The following is a 15,407-nucleotide window of genomic DNA, read 5'->3' on the forward strand; positions in this document are numbered from 1 at the left end:
GTTAGGAAGCCTGCCACGGCCCCGGCATGGGCTTCAGCGGCTGTGATGGATTCGTCCATGTCGGCAGCGCCCTCAGGTCACGCGAGAGCGTCCAGGCGGTCGCCCGCGGCCGTGGCGCGTTTGAGGCGGATCAGGTCCTTGGGGGCGTTCACGCCGACCGCGCCGACGAGCACGCCGTTCCGGGCGAAGGCGATCGCGAATCGGTTCTCGTCCGGCTCCCCGGTTACCAGGCGGCTCTCGTCGGCCAGGTGCGGCAGTCCGGCGGTCTGGATGCGGGCGCCGTGCATGTGGGTGGCGAAGGAGGGGAGGTCGGCGTACGGCTTGGCGTTCTCCGGGCCGGTCAGGAGGTTGAGGGCGGCGAGGGCGCCCTGGTCGTTGGCGTTCGCCCAGTGCTCGACGCGTACGAGCTCGCCGCCGAACAGGCCGTGCGGCCAGCGCGCGACGTCGCCCGCCGCCACCACGTTCTCGGCGGCGTAGAGGGTCTCCTCGCACACCACGCCGTCACTCAGCCTCAGGCCGCTGCCCTCCAGCCAGTCGGTGTTCGGGGTGACGCCCATGCCCGCGATGACCAGGTCGGCGGGCAGCGTCCGGCCGGTGCCCAACCGCACGCCCGTCACCCGGCCGTTGCCCTCGAAACCGGTCACGCGCGTGTCGCTGACCAGCTCGACGCCGTTGTCGCGATGGTGGCGCGCGAGCCAGCGCGCCGTTTCGGCGCCCAGGACCTTGGTCATGGGGTGAGGGGAGGCGTCGACGAGGGTGACGCTCAGGCCGAGGGCACGGGCGGTCGAGGCCACCTCGCCGCCGATGAAACCGCCGCCGATGACCACGACGTGCTCGTGCCCGGCCTGTAGCTCGGTGCGCAGGGCCAGGGCGTCTTCGATGGTGCGGAGGGTGCGGACGCCCTCAGGGTGGTGGGGCAGGCGGCGCGGGCGGGCGCCCGTGGCGATGACAAGCCCGTCGTAGCCGAGCTCGGTGCCGTCGTCCAAGGTAAGACGCCGGTCGGAGGTGTCCAGACGTACCGCTTGGCGGCCCTTCAGCCACTGGTCGCCGAGCTCCTCGGCGCCGGGCAGGGTGATCTCGTCGTCGCCCCTCAGCATGCTCTTGGACAGGGGCGGGCGATTGTAGGGCAGGTGGCGCTCGGCACCGATCAGGGTGATGTTGCCCTCGAAGCCCTCCCGCCTGAGCGTCTGCACGGCACGCAGGCCGGCCAGGGAGGCACCGACGACGGCAACGGTGTTCAGCGTTCTCATGGTCGCGGACTATACCCGTAGGGGGTATATGATGCAAAATACCCCCAGGGGGCTTAACCGAACCAAGAGGAGATGTCATGAGCAGCACGTACAAGGTGAGCGGAATGACCTGCGGCGGATGCGCGGGCAAGGTGAAGTCGGAGATCTCCAAGGTGGACGGGGTCACCGACGTTGAGGTGGACCTGACCAGCGGCACGGTGACCGTGGCAGGAGCCGCCGAAGAGGCCCTGGTTCGCGATGCCGTCGAAGAGGCGGGCTACGAACTGACCGCCGTTTGATCGGACCGTCCTCGGTTCGTTCGGTGAACGGCATCCTGCCGGGTTCCGTACCTCTCCTTGGCGGCACCCGGCAGGATGCGCCTCAGGGAGTTTCCGTCCTACTATCTATCATCGTAGTCATGTCTGATATGGCGTCATGGACGGGAGCGGTGTGGCTGAGGCCGGGCGCTTTGGTGTACATCGGTAGGCTCGGCGACGCGCGCGCTCACGCGCATGCCGCCGTGCAACTGCTTGTCGTCAGCTCCGGCCGCGTCATCCTCACCGACGAGCGGGCAGCCGAGAGGAGCGTGTCGGCCGTGGCGATACCCGCCGGTGTCCCGCACGCCATGTGCGCCGAGGACGCGTTCGGAGCGTGCGTCTATCTCGATCCGGCTCTTCTGGAGGACGACGGGGAGAGCCTGGTGGCCGGCCTGCTGGCGATTCCGGTTGATGAGAAGTTCGCCGATGCGGCGCTGGCGTTGCTGAGCGAGTCGCGCGCCGCCTGTCCGGATCGGGTGGTCCGGCAGGTGATGGAGCTGGTCGGGCGGGGCATCGCCGGTCCTTTGCGGCTGCGCGACCTGGCGGCGCGGGTGGCCCTGTCGCCGAGCAGGCTGGGGCATCTGTTCAGTGAGCAATGGGGGTTGCCGTTCACGGCGTACGTACGGTGGGCGCGGCTGCGCGCGGCGATGGACACCGTACGCGCAGGTGGCTCGCTGACGGATGCCGCGCATGCCGCCGGGTTCACCGACAGCGCCCATCTGACCCGGGTGACGCATGCCATGTTCGGACTGGCACCCTCGGTGCTGGCTCGCGGGATGAGCTGGGAGTGAAGGTCAGCCGCTCCGTACAAGCACTCGAGGAGGCGGCAGGGCCAGGCTGACGGCATGACTGATGACATGCCGGACGACGGAGCGCCACAGCGCCTTTCTCCCGCTGCGGTCGTCCTCGTGGTGGCGGCCGGCTTTATCTCGCTGTTCGCCACGTATTGGGACGATGCCTGGCACACCGATATCGGCAGGGACGACGCGCTGATACCGCCGCACCTGCTGCTGTATGGAGCGGTGGCCGTCGTGGGGCTGACAGTGGCGGGCTGGGGTCTGCTCACGCTGTGGCGTACGCGATCGCTGATCGCCGTGCTGAGACACCCTCCGCTGCTCATCGCCGCTGTCGGCGGCGTGGCCACGCTGGCCTCCGCGCCCGTCGACGCACTCTGGCACGATGCCTTCGGCCGGGATTCGGTGCTGTGGAGCCCGAGCCACATGCTGACCGTGTTCAGCACATTGGCCCTGATCGGCGGGGTGCTCGCGGGCATGCGGCCGGACAGCCCTCGACCGCTGTGGTGGGCCGGCGGGGCATTGCTGCTGGGCAGCGCTGTCACGTCGGTGATGGAGTTCGAGACGGACGTGCCGCAGTTCTCCGAGGTGCTGTACTTCCCTGTGCTGCTGGTCTGCTCGATGTACGCGGCCGTGCTGCTGCGGTCGCTGGCACCGCGCCGGCATCTCGTGGCGGGAGCGGTCGGCGTCTACGTGCTCGCGCGGCTGGTGATCACCGGGCTGCTGCTGGCCCTCGGGCGTACGAGCCCCGACCTTCCGCTGGCCGTCGTCGGGCTGGCGGTGATCGACCTGCCGTGGCGGCGTCCCGTGACCGCTTACGCGGCAGGAGCGGCGGGGGCCGCCGTCACTTCCTATCTGTCCTCCGTGCTGGGCATCGGCAGTGTCAGTCCCGACGCCGTGCTCGTGCCCGCGTTGGTGGTGGCCGCCCTCGGCGCGGTTGTGATCTCGGGCGAGCGCCGGACGCGTGGCGCGGTCGCGGTCGTCACACTGCTACTGCCGCTCGGTCTGACCGTCCTGGATCCACAGCCTGCTTCGGCGCACGATCCCGGACAGGGGCAGGTTGTCGCTACGGCCGTGCTGACCGGTACCTCGGACGGCTCTGGGGGGATGACGCTCACGGTCGAGGGGTGCGGGGGTATGACGCCGCTCAGAGTGGTCGCTCGCCGGGCCGGAGAGGAGATCGCCGGTCCGCTTGGTTCGGCACCTGATGGATGCCGCGGCCAGGTACGGGTCGACCAGGAGGGCCTGTGGTTCCTGTACGCGGAGATGCGTTATCGGGGCGGCGTGGTCGAGGCCTGGCTCCCGATCGACCGCCAGGTCGTGCGGCAGAAACGCGACATCTACCTTCCAGCAGGTCGGGCGGTAGTTACCGGCGGGCAGATCGCCGCGGGCGTCGGCTTGTATCTGGCCGGGCTGGTCATGCTGTCACTGACCGTGTACCTGGCCAGACGAAGCCGCGCGTGATGTTCATCGGAGGTCGGCTTCGGGGGTCACCGGTTGGGCGTACCGCTGTTCGAGCTTGGCGAGCTTCCCGTACGCGACACCGCCCAGCCAGGTCAGGAGGAAGACGCGGACGATCCCGTACCGATCGTGTTGAGGTCGATGGCGGCAAGAGCGGCCCACGGCTGACGGTCGGCCAGGCCGACGACAGTGCCAGCACGACGGTGGAGTGGCCGAGCGAGAAGAACAGCCCCACGCCCTGCGAGGGCCGGCCCTTCTGCAGCAGGAGCCGGGCGGTCTCACGTCATGCACTGAGCCGGGTCAGTTCCTCGCACAAGAGGTTCAGTTCCTCCTCGGAGTTGTAGTAGTGGACCGATGCTCGGACGAGTTCGGAGATGTCGCGGTCGGTCATGTCGAGGAGCGTTGACGGAGCTCGCGACACGCTGACATTGATCCGGCGCTCCGCCATGAAGGTCTTGATCGTGTCGGCCGTGACGCCGTCAAGAGTGAAGGTCACGATGCCGCAGCGTTCGGCGCCGACGTCCCGCACGATACAGCCGGGAACGGCCGCCAGCCGTTCGCGCAGGGTATCGCCGAGCAGGTAGACGCTGTCGCGGATGTCGTCCAGGCCCCAGGCGAGGGCTTCCTCGACGGCGGTCGCCAGGCCGACCCGGCCCGCCACGCCGTACTCCCAGTTCTCGAATCTGCGGGCGCCCGGCTGGATCTCGAACCGGCCGGGCGCCGTCCACTTGGCGGACCGCAGATCGAGGAAGGGGGGATCGAGCTGGTCGAGTACGGTCCGCCGGACGTACAGCAGGCCAGTCCCACGTGGCGCACGCAGGTACTTGCGCCCCGTCGTGGACAGCATGTCGCAGCGGATCTGCTCGACGTCGACGGGGATCTGGCCCACCGACTGGCACGCGTCGAGCAGGTACAGCACGCCCGCCTCGGCCGCGATCTTGCCGATCTCCGCGGCCGGGTTGACCAGGCCGCCGTTGGTGGGGATGTGGGTGACGGAGATGAGGCGTACGCGTTCGTCCATCATCGCCCGCAGCGCGTCTACGGAGAGCTGGCCGAGTCCGTCGTTGGGCACCACCTCGACGCTCACGCCGTGGCGGCGAGCGACCTGCAGGTAGGCGATGAAGTTGCTGGCGTACTCGGCCTTGCTGGTGAGGATCCGGTCGCCGGGGCGGAACCGGATGGCGTAGAAGGCCAGGTCCCAGGCGCGGGTCGCGCTGTCGACGATCGCGATCTCGTCGCGGGAGCAGTTCAGCAGCCGGGCGGCCGAGTCGTAGGCCGCCTCGACGCGGTCGGTGGCGCGGTCGGCCGCCTCATACCCGCCGATCTCCGCCTCCAGGCGCAGATGCCCGACAGTCGCTTCCAGTACGGCTGAAGAGGGCAGCGAGGCTCCGGCGTTGTTGAGATGGACGGTGTTCGCGGTGCCCGGGGTCAGCTCCCGGGCCCGTGCGAGGTCGATCATGTTCGCTCCACGTTCTCGGGTGAGGGGCGGCCGTTGTGCGAAGGGCCGATGAGGCGCAGGAACGCCTGTACGCGGGGATGTGCGGGCGCGGTGAAGAAGCGCTGCGGGGGAGCCTCTTCGATGACGTGCCCGCCGTCCATGAACACCACCCGGTCGGCCACATCGCGGGCGAAGGCGGTCTCGTGCGTCACGATGACCATGGTCATCCCGTTTCCGGCCAGGTCACGGATGACCTGCAGGACCTCGGCGTGCAATTCGGGGTCCAGCGCGGAGGTGGGCTCGTCGAACAGGATGACCTGCGGCTCCATCGCCAGTGCACGGGCGATGGCGACGCGCTGCTTCTGGCCGCCGGACAGCGTGGCGGGGTAGCAGCCGCACTTGTCGCCGAGGCCCACCAGGGCGAGCAGACGCCGGGCGAGCTCGGCCGCCTCGGCGCGGGGCACGTTCCGCACGGAGATCGGGCCTTCCATGACGTTCTGCAGCGCCGTCAGGTGCGGGAAGAGATTGAACTGCTGGAACACCATCGCCGAATGCCGACGGATCTCGCGGATCCGGGCGGCCCTGGCGCGACGCCCGCCCTGGCGCGTGCCGCAGTCGACGTGGTTGCCGCACAGGCGGACGGTGCCGGAGCCGGGCTCTTCCAGCAGGTTGAGGCAGCGGATCAGGGTGGTCTTGCCGGAGCCGGACGGGCCCATGACCACCACGACCTCGCCCGGCCGCACGTCGAGGTCGATGCCCTTGAGCACCTCGTTGTCGCCGAAGCGCTTGGTCAGCCCGCGCACGCTCACGATGGGTTCTGAGCTGGTCATGCGTAGGCCTTTCTCATCCGGCGTTCGAGAGCCTGCTGGCCGACCTGCAGGAGGGTGTTGATCAGCCAGTACATGAGTCCGACGATCAGCAGCGCGTCCATGTAGCGGAAGGTGGAGGTGCCGATGCCCTCGGCCACCCTGGTCAGCTCCACCACGGTGACCGCGGAGGCCAGGGAGGTGTCCTTCATCAGGGCGATGAACCGGCTGCCCACGGGCGGCAGGGCGATCCTGATGGCCTGGGGGAAGATGACGCGGCGCAGCGTCTTCCCGTACGGCATGGCCATCGAGGCCGCCGCCTCCCACTGCCCCTTGTCGACGCCGAGGATGCCCGCGCGGAAGTTCTCACTGAGGTAGGCGGCGGTGAACAGGGTGAAGGCGATGATCGCCGACGGGATGGGCGGAATCTCCAGGCCGATCTGCGGCAGCCCGAAGTAGATGATCATGATCTGGATGAGCAGCGGCGTGCCGCGGAAGACCGAGACGTACGCGGTCGCCACGGCGGAGAGGACGCGGTTGCCGGAGATCTTCGCCAGCACGATCGCGGCCCCCAGGCCGCTGCCCAGGATGAAGGAGACCACGCCGAGGAGAAGGGTGACCACCAGGCCGGTGAGGAGATCGGGAAAGGAGTCGACCAGCAGATCCATGAGTACCTTCCCTGCTCAGCTCGCCGGAACCTTGGCCAGTTCCTGTGTCATGTCGAGACCGCCCAGCCACTTGCGGGAGATGGCGGTCAGGGTGCCGTCAGCGATCATGTCGTTGAGCGCCTTGTCGACGGCCTGCTTGAAGCTCGCCGAGCCCTTCGCGAAGGAGATCCCGTTGACCTCCGATTCGAGCAGCGGCCCTGCGGCCTTGACCTTCAGGTTGTTCTTCGCCGCCAGGAACGCCCCTTGGAACCGTGACGCCAGCACGGCGTCGGCCCGCCCCCGCGCCACCTCGGTCAGCCCGAGTGTGGCGTTGTCGTAGGTCCTGATGTCGGCGTCGGCGATGCTCTTCTTGGCGAAGGCCGCCTGCGTGGTCCCGGCCGTCACCGCGATTTTCCTGCCCTGGAGGTCGGTCAGCCCTGAGATGTCGGAATTGGTGTCGGCCACGAAGATCGAGATCCCGTTGACCTGGTACGGGCGGGAGAAGTCCACCTGCTTGGCACGTTCCGGGGTGATGGTCTGACCGGCGACGACGGCGTCGAACCGGCCGGCCTGAACGCCCGCGATGAAACTCTGGTAGTTGGAGGCGACGAACTCGACCTTGGCGATGCCGAGCCGCTTGGCGAGCTCGTTGGCCACGTCGACGTCGTAGCCCACGGGCTTGCCGCCGTCCAGGAAGTTCCACGGCGGATTGGCCTGCGTCTGGGCCACCCGGAGAGTGCCGGACTCCTTGACCCGCTGCAGGAGGTCGGCGGCGTCCGCGGAGCCGTGGCCGCATGCCGACAGGGTGATCGTTAAGGCGGCGGACAGGCCTGCCGCCAGCCGGGGTGTAATACGTACCTTTTTCGCCACCATGGGCTCCTTGTCACGCAGCAGTCGCCCGGCTCTGAACCCCCGTGAACCGTGGACATCCCCATGTTGGGGCTTACATGTCCATGGCATATACGGTGGGCCATTATGTCCGAAGCGTCAAGTACCCCCAGGGGGTAAATTGGCATACCTCCTGATCGGAAGGGGGTAATTGACGGCTTCTGGGAGCGGTCGTCCTGCGAGGACGCCAAATTTACGGACATCTCGGATCCAGGGCTCGGCCGCGGGGCACCGCCCACGCGCCACGCTGAACGCCAACACCGCGCCGCCGCCATCGCCGCCGCCGCTCAGCAGGCTGCGATGCTGGGGCGGGGGAGGGAATCACCGTGCTCCGCGGGCAAACCCGTCGCCGTCAGACTGCTGGCCGACCGCGATGTCATGCCTGAGGAAGGCTGAGCGAAGGCCCATCGCTAGACATTAATCACAAGGGGAAATGTCCAGTTTTGCGTGACAAGTCCGGTAACGGGGCGACAGAATGCGGGACCACCAGCCGCTCCGCCACTGGAGGAACCCATGCTGAGACCCCTGGGGGTACTCGCCACCGTCGCCAGTCTCGCCGCCTGCACCCCGTCCGCCGACCTGCCGCCGGGCGGAGCGGCCGGAGCGGTGCCCGAGGCGACCGCGCCTGCGGACGGCGTGGCACCGGCGTCGACGCCGGCCCAGCCGGCTCCCCGGCCGACCCCTGGATCGGACGAGTGCCACGTGAGCGTGGTCAGGCCGGACGTCTCCGCGCTCAGGATCCGGACCTCGGCCGTCCGCCGTGGCTGTGTGGACCCGGCGCTGTTGCGCATCCGAGTCAAGCGCGCCGTCCCCGGCGCCGATCCAGTGGTCAAGAGCGGCGCCACCAGGAAGGGCCGCATCGCCCTGCGACTTCCCTGCGCGCCGGGTACGTACTACGCGGTCGCCACGGACTACCGGGGCGGCACGGCCAGGTCCAAGGCCGTACGGCTGACGTGCGTCACCCCCACCCGCGCAATGCGGGAGACGAAGGCGCCGACGGTTCCTGAGGGGAAGGCGTCCATCACGTCCGTCGGCACGGCACTGGAGAACGACGTCGTCCGGCTGACCAACGCCGAGCGGGCCAAGGGCGGCTGCCACCCCCTCAAGCACGACGCGCGGCTGCGCAAGGCCGCGTTCGGGCATTCAGCCGACATGGCGAAGAACGACTACTTCGACCATGACTCTCAGGACGGCCGCGACATGGTCGACCGCATGCGCGCGACCGGCTTCACCGGCTCGGCCTGGGCCGAGAACATCGCCATGGGTCAGCGATCGGCGGCCGAGGTGGTCAAGACCTGGATGAACAGCGCCGGCCACCGGCAGAACATCATGAACTGCTCGTACACCCTCATCGGGGTGGGCGCGGTCAAGGACGCGCAGGGACAGGTCTACTGGACGCAGGACTTCGCCGCCCGCTGACGCATGGGCGTTTCCAGGGTCGGACGGCGAGGTCATGGTGCGATCTCGGTGTCGTCGAAGCCGACGGCACCGAGGTCTTTGGGGATGCGCAGGCCGCGGCCCTTGGCGCCCAGGGTGATCACCGCTCGGCGCCCGGCGGTGACCAGGCCGACGTCTGCGATTCCTGGTACCTATTGTTGTATCTCGCGCCGATCGAGCATTTCGGTGACAAGGGTCGCCATGGAATCTCCTGATACTCCTTTTGCGTCAGCCAGTATGGCTGGGCTTCAGTTGAGGATCTCGGTGCTTGCCCCGAAAACCATGCTGCCTCCCGACCCGCTGATGGTCCCTCCGGCAAGGTTGGTGGGGCCACCGGCGGGCTGGACGACCGTAGGCGAGGTGGAGAGCGGACTGGCCACCGATCTGCCGTTCTGGAGCAGTCGCGCGGAAACGAGCTGATGACGGACGACGCCTGTCCCGTCGATCTGGGCCTTGAGCTCGATCTTTCCGGTGAACGCGCCGGATGTTACTTGGAGCACATTGACCGCAGTGGGTCGGCTGGAGTCCAGCACGTTGACCGGCGGAGGGCTGAGAGGCGCGCACGTGGTCCCGATGACGGGAGCGCTGACGCAGATGTTCGCCAACGTTTTAATGGTGTGCGAGGGCGCGGCATGGGCGGCGGTGGCGGATCCGGCGAGAATCGTACCGGCGGCAGCGCCTGCGGCCAGGATTAACATCCGGCGCTTAATCGACATGACTTTTTCCTTTTCGATGGTCATGACTGGTTTGATGGACCAAACGATAGGAGCCGTGCCGGTAACGCTCCTGGCCGAAGTGCACACTTATTCCATGACCTGAATCACATTCGGTCGACGACGGCGCGGCTTCACCCGATTGCCTGGTAGGCGGTGGTCCAGAAGTCGCGGTGGAGGCGGGGCGTGTGGACGGAGTCCATCGCGCTCTGCGTCAGCAGGATGCCGACGAGGTCCTCGGCGGGGTCGGCGTACGCGGTGGTGCCGAGGCCGCCGTCCCAGCCGAACTGGCCCGGCGAGGCCAGGTCGCGGCGGTGGGTGCGGACCGCCATGCCGAAACCGAAGCCGCCGTGCCGGCCGAAGTGGTCGCCGAAGGCGTCCTTCTCGGCCTTCTGCTCCGGCGTCAGGTGGTCCATCGTCATGAGCTCGACCGAGGCCCGGGAAAGGATCCGCTCGCCGTTCAAGGTCCCCTTGTTGAGCAGCATCCGGTAAAGCGCGTGGTAGTCCTCGACGGTCGACACCAGCCCGTCGCCGCCGGCCTGGAACACCGGCGGCCGGCTGTACTTCCCGCCGGCGGCCTCGTCCCACACCACCGGTTCGCCGGTCTCGGGGTTGTGCGCGTAGCTGGTGGCCAGCCGGTGGATCTGGTCGGCGGGTACGTGGAAGCCGGTGTCCTTCATGCCGAGCGGCCTGAACAGCCGCTCGCGCATGAACTCCTCCAGCGACTGCCCGGTCACCCTGCCGACGAGCACGCCGAGCACGTCGGACCCGACGTGGTATTGCCACAGCTCGCCCGGCTGACGCATCAGCGGCAGTGTCCCGAGCCGCCGGATCCACTCCTCGGGCCCGAAGTCCGGCGAGGTGGTGTCCAGGCCGAGCTCGCGGATCGCGGTCTGGATCGGGTACGTGTCCGGCGGCGCCAGCACGACCCCGAAGCCGAAGGTGAAGGTCAGCAGGTCGCGTACGGTGATCGGCCGGGCCGCGGGCACCGTCTCGTCCAGCGGGGCGTCGATCCGGGCGAGCACCTGGCGGTTCGCGAGCTCGGGCAGCCACTCGTCGACCGGGTCGTCCAGCCGCAGCCGGCATTCCTCGACGAGGATCATCACCGCCGTGGCCGTGACCGGCTTGGTCAGCGACGCCATCCGGAAGAGCGTGTCCCGCCGCATCGGCTCGGCGCCTCCCGCGTGCATCGTGCCCATCGCCTCGATGTGCGTGTCGTCTCCGAGGCTGACCAGCGCGACCAGGCCGGGGATCGCGCCGGACGCGAGGTGGCCGCTCAGCACCCCACGCATCCGTTGCAGCCCCGCCTTGGACAGCTGGGCGCGCTGGTGTTCTTCCCAGCGTCCCTGAGTCTCCCAAGCGCCCTTGCTCTGCCAGTTGCCCTTCATGTCCCAGCTGGCGATCTTTGACATGTTTCAACGTCCTTTCGGGTATGTGTTCTTGCGCTGCGCACGCGGCACTCAGTCCGATGCGGGTTGCTCTACTGGTCTTGCCGGGCGCTGCCGCATGCCTGGCCACGGCCATGGCGTTCAGGCCCCGGCCGGCGCCGTCCATTCGACGAGCCGGACGACGATGCCGTTGGGGTCGGTCACCTCGAACAGCCGCTCCGCCCACGGTTCCTTGCGCAGCGGCTCGCTGACGGCGGCCCCTCCCGCACGAGCCTGTCGTGCTCGGCGGTGACGTCGGTGACGGTGAAGGTCACCACGACCCCGGTCGCGGGCCGCTCTCCGGCTTGTCGCAGCTGCAGCACGATCTCGGCGACGGCGTCCGGTCGGACGAGACAGGCATATGCCCCATTCGCCACCGACTCGTGAAAGCCCAGGTGGGTGGTGAAGAAGGCACTGGACGCCGCCACGTCGTCGACGCTCAGCGTCACCGCGGAAGCGATGATGTTCACCGCATCAGCGTGCCGCCAGGCCGCCCGAGACGACAACGCCGGATCCGGTACCGTGCCTTAACCTCTCACTAAACAACGAACGGGGGCCGCGTGGAACTTCGCGACATAGAGATATTCCTGACTCTCTGCGAAGAGCTGCACTTCGGCCGCACGGCGGAACGGCTGCACGTGACCCCGGCGCGCGTGAGCCAGGCGATCAAGAAGCAGGAACGCCGCGTCGGCGCCGCCCTGTTCGAACGCGACAATCGCCGCGTGGCGCTGACCCCATCGGACAGCAGCTCTTCGATGACCTCAAGCCGATGTACCGCGGGCTGCTCGACGGCATCGAACGCGCCGCCCTGACCGCCCGCGGCAAGTCGAACGTGCTGTGCCTGGGCATGGTCAACGAAAACCCCCAGGACCTGCGCCCACTGTTCGACGCCTTCAAGAGCCGCCACCCCGAATGCGACCTCCAGCTCCGCTACGCCGGCTTCGCCGATCCCTTCAGGCTGCTGCGCTCCGGAGACATCGACCTGCTGATCGCCTGGTTACCCGTCAGGGAGAGCGACCTCACCGTAGGCCCCGTCGTCTGCACCGAACCGGTCGTGCTCGTGGTCGGCCCCGGCCACCGGCTGGCCGACCGGGAATCGGTGTCGTACGAAGACCTCGGGGACGAGATCGTCTTCGGCGGAGCCCGGCCGGACTACTGGCGCAACTGGCTCGTCCCCACCCACACCCCCAGCGGACGTCCGATTCGGATCGGCCCCATCGTCACCACCTCTGCCGAGATGATCCCCCTGGTCTCGAACGGCGAGGCCGTCTCACCGTGTTTCGCACACTCCATCCGCTATTACGCCCGGCCCGACCACATCTACGTGCCCATCCGCGACTCTCCCCTGGCCCACTGGGCGCTCATCTGGCGCACCGCCACCGAGACCACCCTGATCCGGGACTTCGCCGAGACCGCCCGTGACATCGGCCCCATCGCCCTCTGAACCCCGTACGCGCCGCCGTTGGGTCGCAGTTACCGGTGGATGATCCGGTGGTCCGGAGAGTCGAGCCACATATGCTGACCGTCAGGGGTGACGGTCATTCCGAACCGGCCTTTGTGCGGGCTGCCCCACGAGACCCAACGGAGATAGGCGGCCTCCAGGGCATCCCAGAGATTACGCGGTCCGCGCTGTAGCACTGCGATGCCTTTGTAATCGGGGGCATAGTGAACCTGGGCGTCGGAATCATCCGACCACAGCGACAGGTGAAATTCCCCGCCCTCTTGGTTTTCGTGCGTGCCGTACACATCCGGCAGCATTCCCGCGATGGCGACGACTTCCGCTCCGGCGGATGAGCGCACCACCCTGCGGGGGTCGAGATAGGTCGTCGACTTTCGATAGACATCCTCAATCCGGGTGCGGCGCCGGCGCTGTGCGCGCAGCAGCATGAAATCCACCCCGCTGTGAAACCTTCCCACGGCGGTGCCGTCTCCGACGACGACCAGCTTGACCAGATGCCCGCCTTCCCAGCGGGGCATCCAGGGGGCCACGATCACCCCGCCGGGCCGGGTCTGTTCCACCCAGGCATGAGGCACCTCGCGCACCCCGCAGGTGACATGGACGCGATCGTAGGGGGCTCCTTCGGGGCACCCTTCCGCGCCGTCGCCCAGAATCAGCCGGGGCACGAATCCGGCCTTCTTCAACTGCTCGGTGGCTGTGGTGAGGAGGGTCTGATCGATCTCCATGCTGGTCACGTTCTCGTCGCCGAGGCGACTCGCCAGCAGTCCCGCCGTCCATCCCGTACCCGTGCCGATCTCCAGGACCTCATCCCCGTCGTAGGGGTCGAGCAACCGCAGCCCCGCCGCGACCACGCCGGGTGCGGAGGCCGAGGACGTGTAGTCGCCCAGCCCTTGGTCAAGATCGGTGGCGCCGTCGTCCATCTGCGTGACGATCGCCATGTTGGAGTATGCGACATCCAGCCATGTCTCGGGATCGGCCGTACGGTCGATGAGAAAGCCGGGACCGTCGTCAGGATCGCACCAGGCCCGGTCTGGGATGAACAGATGGCGCGGCACGGGCTTCGGTTTCTCGACCGGTTTCTGGGAGGGTTTATCGCCCTGATGCACAGGGCATTGGTGCCTGTTCACGCGGTCTTCGACCGGGTGTTGTGTAGTGGTCGAGGACCTGCGCGGTCGCGGGTCAGTGGTCGATCAGTGCGCAGTGCGCGTGCCCTGAGATCCGCCCGCCTGCAACCGCGCTCCAGCCGCACTCGGGCAGGGCGGCGTACTGAATTCCACGCCGTCCAGGAAGTTGCCGAACGCCGGGCTGCCACCCGCGGCCGACACCGACGCGAAGGCGAATCGTGTGGTGGTCTGGCCCGCAGGTACGACGTACACCCCCGTGTAGTAGCCCCAGGCGATGTTGTCGTCGGAGATGTCCGGAGAGGAGGCCCCGGTGGGAGTCTGCGCCACGGTCGCGCCTGGTGCGCCGATGAGCACCCGCATCACGTCGGTGCCCAGGCGGCCTCGGTGATAGAGACGCCAGGTCATCGGTGTTCCCGGAACGGTGGGCAGGTCCTGGTAGAGCGTGGAGGCCTGGTTGGCGTTGAGTTCGGCGAACTGCCGGCCGTCGGCTGAGGGCACTCCGCTCGCGCCGCCCCGCCAGAACTCCAGCTTGTTGTCGGTCGCGGTGGTGTGCCAGCCGACGCTCGGGTTGGTGGAGGCGTCAGGGATGTTCCAGTCGGCTACGGCCACCGGCGGCGTCTCGAAGCTGCCGTTGGTCAGAGTGACGGGTTTCCAGGGGCAGGGGACGGTGACGGTGACCGTGGCGGGGGTGTAGATCACGTTGCCACCGGAGATATTCGCGGTGCCGTTGCCGGGTGTGGAGACGCTGCTGATCGTCGGTGCGGTCCCGATGTCGTTGGCCAGGACGGGCACACTGACGGCTGCGCCCATCGTGGTGGTGGCGGTGTCGGCGACGGCGTTGGTGGGCGAGATGGACCGCCCGCTGACGATGTGGATCGGGGGAGCGGGCGTGTTATTACCCAGCTGACCCGGAGCCGCGATGACGCTGCTGATCCCGGTCGGCCGGATGGTCATGCTGCCGCCGACGGTGCCCTGCCTGGCCCGGAAGACAATGACCTTCGGGGATGGGTCGGTCTTGATGCCCACCGAGGTGATGTGCAGGCTGTTGCCGCTGATGGTGCCGGTCCCCGACTGGCTGACGACATCGCCGTGTCCTTGCGGCATCGACGCGATCCCCGGTGCGGGTTGTTGAATGGCGATCACCCGACGAGCGTTCTGGAGGATGGCATGGTGTTGATCGAGGCAGCTCCAGAGGCGTTACCGAAACAGCGAAGCAGGTGGCCGTTCTTCGTGTGCCTGGCGCTTCTCGCCTCCGTCGTCGCCTACGTCCTGGTGTTCGAGGTCCCGGAGCGGCGCAACGACGAGAAGCTGGCCCGGCTGGAGGAGCGGGTGAGCATGCTCCCGCTCCCGCCCGACACCGAGCAAGGTGATCCCAGCGTGCAGGGCACGGTGGGTATTCAGTCGGGCAACAGCAATCATTGCGACTATCTGGTCCGCATGTCGCTGCTCACCAAGCTGCCGGACGCCGAGATCACGCGCTACTACGAGTCCGCCGCGGTCGAGGGTGTCGAGGGTCGTGAGCTCTCCGGCACCGTGTACGTCAACCCGAGCGGATCATGGCGAGACGGGTACAAGGGCGTCATCGTGGAGTTCTTCGACGGCTATCACGAAGCCGGGTTCGACATGCGCTGCCACTGACGGAAGCACCCGGATACTGACGGGCTACG

General features: G+C 68.0%; 17 protein-coding genes. 7 read left to right on the forward strand and 10 right to left on the reverse strand.

Annotated features, from left to right (window positions below):
- Nucleotides 1-77 precede the first annotated feature (77 nt).
- A complete protein-coding gene (locus tag LDL49_RS07420; RefSeq protein ID WP_225290181.1) occupies nt 78-1,250 on the reverse strand; it encodes an NAD(P)/FAD-dependent oxidoreductase in 1,173 nt (390 codons plus the stop codon).
- Nucleotides 1,251-1,327: 77 nt separating this feature from the next.
- Between LDL49_RS07420 and LDL49_RS07425 the strand changes: the two genes are divergently transcribed.
- From LDL49_RS07425 to LDL49_RS07435, 3 genes are all read left to right on the forward strand, one after another.
- On the forward strand, nt 1,328-1,528 hold the full coding sequence (locus LDL49_RS07425) for a heavy-metal-associated domain-containing protein (protein WP_225290182.1): 201 nt from the start codon (nt 1,328-1,330) through the stop codon (nt 1,526-1,528).
- Between the two features lie 119 nt (nt 1,529-1,647).
- Nucleotides 1,648-2,337 carry a helix-turn-helix domain-containing protein gene (locus tag LDL49_RS07430; protein WP_225290183.1) on the forward strand — a complete coding sequence of 230 codons (690 nt, stop codon included), beginning with the start codon at nt 1,648-1,650 and terminating at the stop codon, nt 2,335-2,337.
- Between the two features lie 54 nt (nt 2,338-2,391).
- Nucleotides 2,392-3,804 carry a hypothetical protein gene (locus LDL49_RS07435; protein WP_225290184.1) on the forward strand — a complete coding sequence of 471 codons (1,413 nt, stop codon included), beginning with the start codon at nt 2,392-2,394 and terminating at the stop codon, nt 3,802-3,804.
- Between the two features lie 280 nt (nt 3,805-4,084).
- On the opposite strand, the gene LDL49_RS07440 is transcribed toward LDL49_RS07435, so the two are convergent.
- From LDL49_RS07440 to LDL49_RS07455, 4 genes are read right to left on the reverse strand one after another with little or no spacing between them, the layout of a single operon-like run.
- Nucleotides 4,085-5,260: an aminotransferase class V-fold PLP-dependent enzyme gene (locus LDL49_RS07440; RefSeq protein WP_225290185.1), complete on the reverse strand. Its 1,176-nt coding sequence runs from the start codon at nt 5,258-5,260 to the stop codon at nt 4,085-4,087.
- A complete protein-coding gene (locus LDL49_RS07445) occupies nt 5,257-6,069 on the reverse strand; it encodes an amino acid ABC transporter ATP-binding protein (RefSeq protein ID WP_263654710.1) in 813 nt (270 codons plus the stop codon). The genes LDL49_RS07440 and LDL49_RS07445 overlap by 4 nt, the downstream gene beginning before the upstream one ends.
- The gene (locus LDL49_RS07450; protein WP_225290186.1) at nt 6,066-6,713 is read right to left on the reverse strand and encodes an amino acid ABC transporter permease; all 648 of its coding nucleotides are present in this window, start codon (nt 6,711-6,713) and stop codon (nt 6,066-6,068) included. The genes LDL49_RS07445 and LDL49_RS07450 overlap by 4 nt, the downstream gene beginning before the upstream one ends.
- A 15-nt stretch (nt 6,714-6,728) precedes the next feature.
- Nucleotides 6,729-7,565, reverse strand: a complete 837-nt coding sequence (locus tag LDL49_RS07455; protein WP_225290187.1) for a transporter substrate-binding domain-containing protein — start codon at nt 7,563-7,565, stop codon at nt 6,729-6,731.
- Nucleotides 7,566-8,093: 528 nt separating this feature from the next.
- Here LDL49_RS07455 and LDL49_RS07460 point away from each other — a divergent pair.
- Nucleotides 8,094-8,999, forward strand: a complete 906-nt coding sequence (locus LDL49_RS07460) for a CAP domain-containing protein (RefSeq protein WP_225290188.1) — start codon at nt 8,094-8,096, stop codon at nt 8,997-8,999.
- Nucleotides 9,000-9,265: 266 nt separating this feature from the next.
- Here LDL49_RS07460 and LDL49_RS07465 read toward each other — a convergent pair whose 3' ends face one another.
- The 3 genes from LDL49_RS07465 to LDL49_RS07475 form a co-directional block, all read right to left on the reverse strand.
- Nucleotides 9,266-9,757, reverse strand: a complete 492-nt coding sequence (locus tag LDL49_RS07465; RefSeq protein WP_225290189.1) for a hypothetical protein — start codon at nt 9,755-9,757, stop codon at nt 9,266-9,268.
- Between the two features lie 107 nt (nt 9,758-9,864).
- Nucleotides 9,865-11,142, reverse strand: a complete 1,278-nt coding sequence (locus LDL49_RS07470) for a serine hydrolase domain-containing protein (protein WP_225290190.1) — start codon at nt 11,140-11,142, stop codon at nt 9,865-9,867.
- Nucleotides 11,143-11,318: 176 nt separating this feature from the next.
- Nucleotides 11,319-11,627, reverse strand: a complete 309-nt coding sequence (locus LDL49_RS07475; protein ID WP_225290191.1) for a VOC family protein — start codon at nt 11,625-11,627, stop codon at nt 11,319-11,321.
- Nucleotides 11,628-11,717: 90 nt separating this feature from the next.
- Between LDL49_RS07475 and LDL49_RS07480 the strand changes: the two genes are divergently transcribed.
- Nucleotides 11,718-11,969 (forward strand): LysR family transcriptional regulator, encoded by a 252-nt coding sequence (locus LDL49_RS07480; RefSeq protein ID WP_225290192.1) that lies wholly within the window; start codon nt 11,718-11,720, stop codon nt 11,967-11,969.
- Nucleotides 11,927-12,601: a substrate-binding domain-containing protein gene (locus tag LDL49_RS07485; protein ID WP_225290193.1), complete on the forward strand. Its 675-nt coding sequence runs from the start codon at nt 11,927-11,929 to the stop codon at nt 12,599-12,601. Before LDL49_RS07480 ends, LDL49_RS07485 begins: the two co-directional genes overlap by 43 nt.
- A 29-nt stretch (nt 12,602-12,630) precedes the next feature.
- On the opposite strand, the gene LDL49_RS07490 is transcribed toward LDL49_RS07485, so the two are convergent.
- Both LDL49_RS07490 and LDL49_RS07495 read right to left on the reverse strand, forming a co-directional pair.
- The gene (locus LDL49_RS07490; RefSeq protein ID WP_225290194.1) at nt 12,631-13,722 is read right to left on the reverse strand and encodes a methyltransferase domain-containing protein; all 1,092 of its coding nucleotides are present in this window, start codon (nt 13,720-13,722) and stop codon (nt 12,631-12,633) included.
- Between the two features lie 84 nt (nt 13,723-13,806).
- Entirely contained in the window at nt 13,807-14,844 is a 1,038-nt protein-coding gene (locus LDL49_RS07495) for an Ig-like domain-containing protein (protein WP_225290195.1), read from the reverse strand.
- 63 nt (nt 14,845-14,907) lie between these two features.
- On the opposite strand from LDL49_RS07495, the gene LDL49_RS07500 reads away from it, so the two are divergent.
- On the forward strand, nt 14,908-15,378 hold the full coding sequence (locus tag LDL49_RS07500) for a hypothetical protein (protein ID WP_225290196.1): 471 nt from the start codon (nt 14,908-14,910) through the stop codon (nt 15,376-15,378).
- Nucleotides 15,379-15,407: the final 29 nt, after the last annotated feature.

The sequence above is a fragment of the Nonomuraea aurantiaca genome, from assembly GCF_020215705.1.
Taxonomy (GTDB): Bacteria; Actinomycetota; Actinomycetes; order Streptosporangiales; family Streptosporangiaceae; genus Nonomuraea; species Nonomuraea aurantiaca.

What these genes read in the sequence shown, in the direction of transcription:
- LDL49_RS07420 (WP_225290181.1), bottom strand. Translation starts at nt 1,250, where the DNA reads ATGAGAACGCTGAACACCGTTGCCGTCGTCGGTGCCTCCCTGGCCGGC.
- LDL49_RS07425 (WP_225290182.1), top strand. Translation starts at nt 1,328, where the DNA reads ATGAGCAGCACGTACAAGGTGAGCGGAATGACCTGCGGCGGATGCGCG.
- LDL49_RS07430 (WP_225290183.1), top strand. Translation starts at nt 1,648, where the DNA reads ATGTCTGATATGGCGTCATGGACGGGAGCGGTGTGGCTGAGGCCGGGC.
- LDL49_RS07435 (WP_225290184.1), top strand. Translation starts at nt 2,392, where the DNA reads ATGACTGATGACATGCCGGACGACGGAGCGCCACAGCGCCTTTCTCCC.
- LDL49_RS07440 (WP_225290185.1), bottom strand. Translation starts at nt 5,260, where the DNA reads ATGATCGACCTCGCACGGGCCCGGGAGCTGACCCCGGGCACCGCGAAC.
- LDL49_RS07445 (WP_263654710.1), bottom strand. Translation starts at nt 6,069, where the DNA reads ATGACCAGCTCAGAACCCATCGTGAGCGTGCGCGGGCTGACCAAGCGC.
- LDL49_RS07450 (WP_225290186.1), bottom strand. Translation starts at nt 6,713, where the DNA reads ATGGATCTGCTGGTCGACTCCTTTCCCGATCTCCTCACCGGCCTGGTG.
- LDL49_RS07455 (WP_225290187.1), bottom strand. Translation starts at nt 7,565, where the DNA reads ATGGTGGCGAAAAAGGTACGTATTACACCCCGGCTGGCGGCAGGCCTG.
- LDL49_RS07460 (WP_225290188.1), top strand. Translation starts at nt 8,094, where the DNA reads ATGCTGAGACCCCTGGGGGTACTCGCCACCGTCGCCAGTCTCGCCGCC.
- LDL49_RS07465 (WP_225290189.1), bottom strand. Translation starts at nt 9,757, where the DNA reads ATGACCATCGAAAAGGAAAAAGTCATGTCGATTAAGCGCCGGATGTTA.
- LDL49_RS07470 (WP_225290190.1), bottom strand. Translation starts at nt 11,142, where the DNA reads ATGTCAAAGATCGCCAGCTGGGACATGAAGGGCAACTGGCAGAGCAAG.
- LDL49_RS07485 (WP_225290193.1), top strand. Translation starts at nt 11,927, where the DNA reads ATGTACCGCGGGCTGCTCGACGGCATCGAACGCGCCGCCCTGACCGCC.
- LDL49_RS07495 (WP_225290195.1), bottom strand. Translation starts at nt 14,844, where the DNA reads ATGCCGCAAGGACACGGCGATGTCGTCAGCCAGTCGGGGACCGGCACC.
- LDL49_RS07500 (WP_225290196.1), top strand. Translation starts at nt 14,908, where the DNA reads ATGGTGTTGATCGAGGCAGCTCCAGAGGCGTTACCGAAACAGCGAAGC.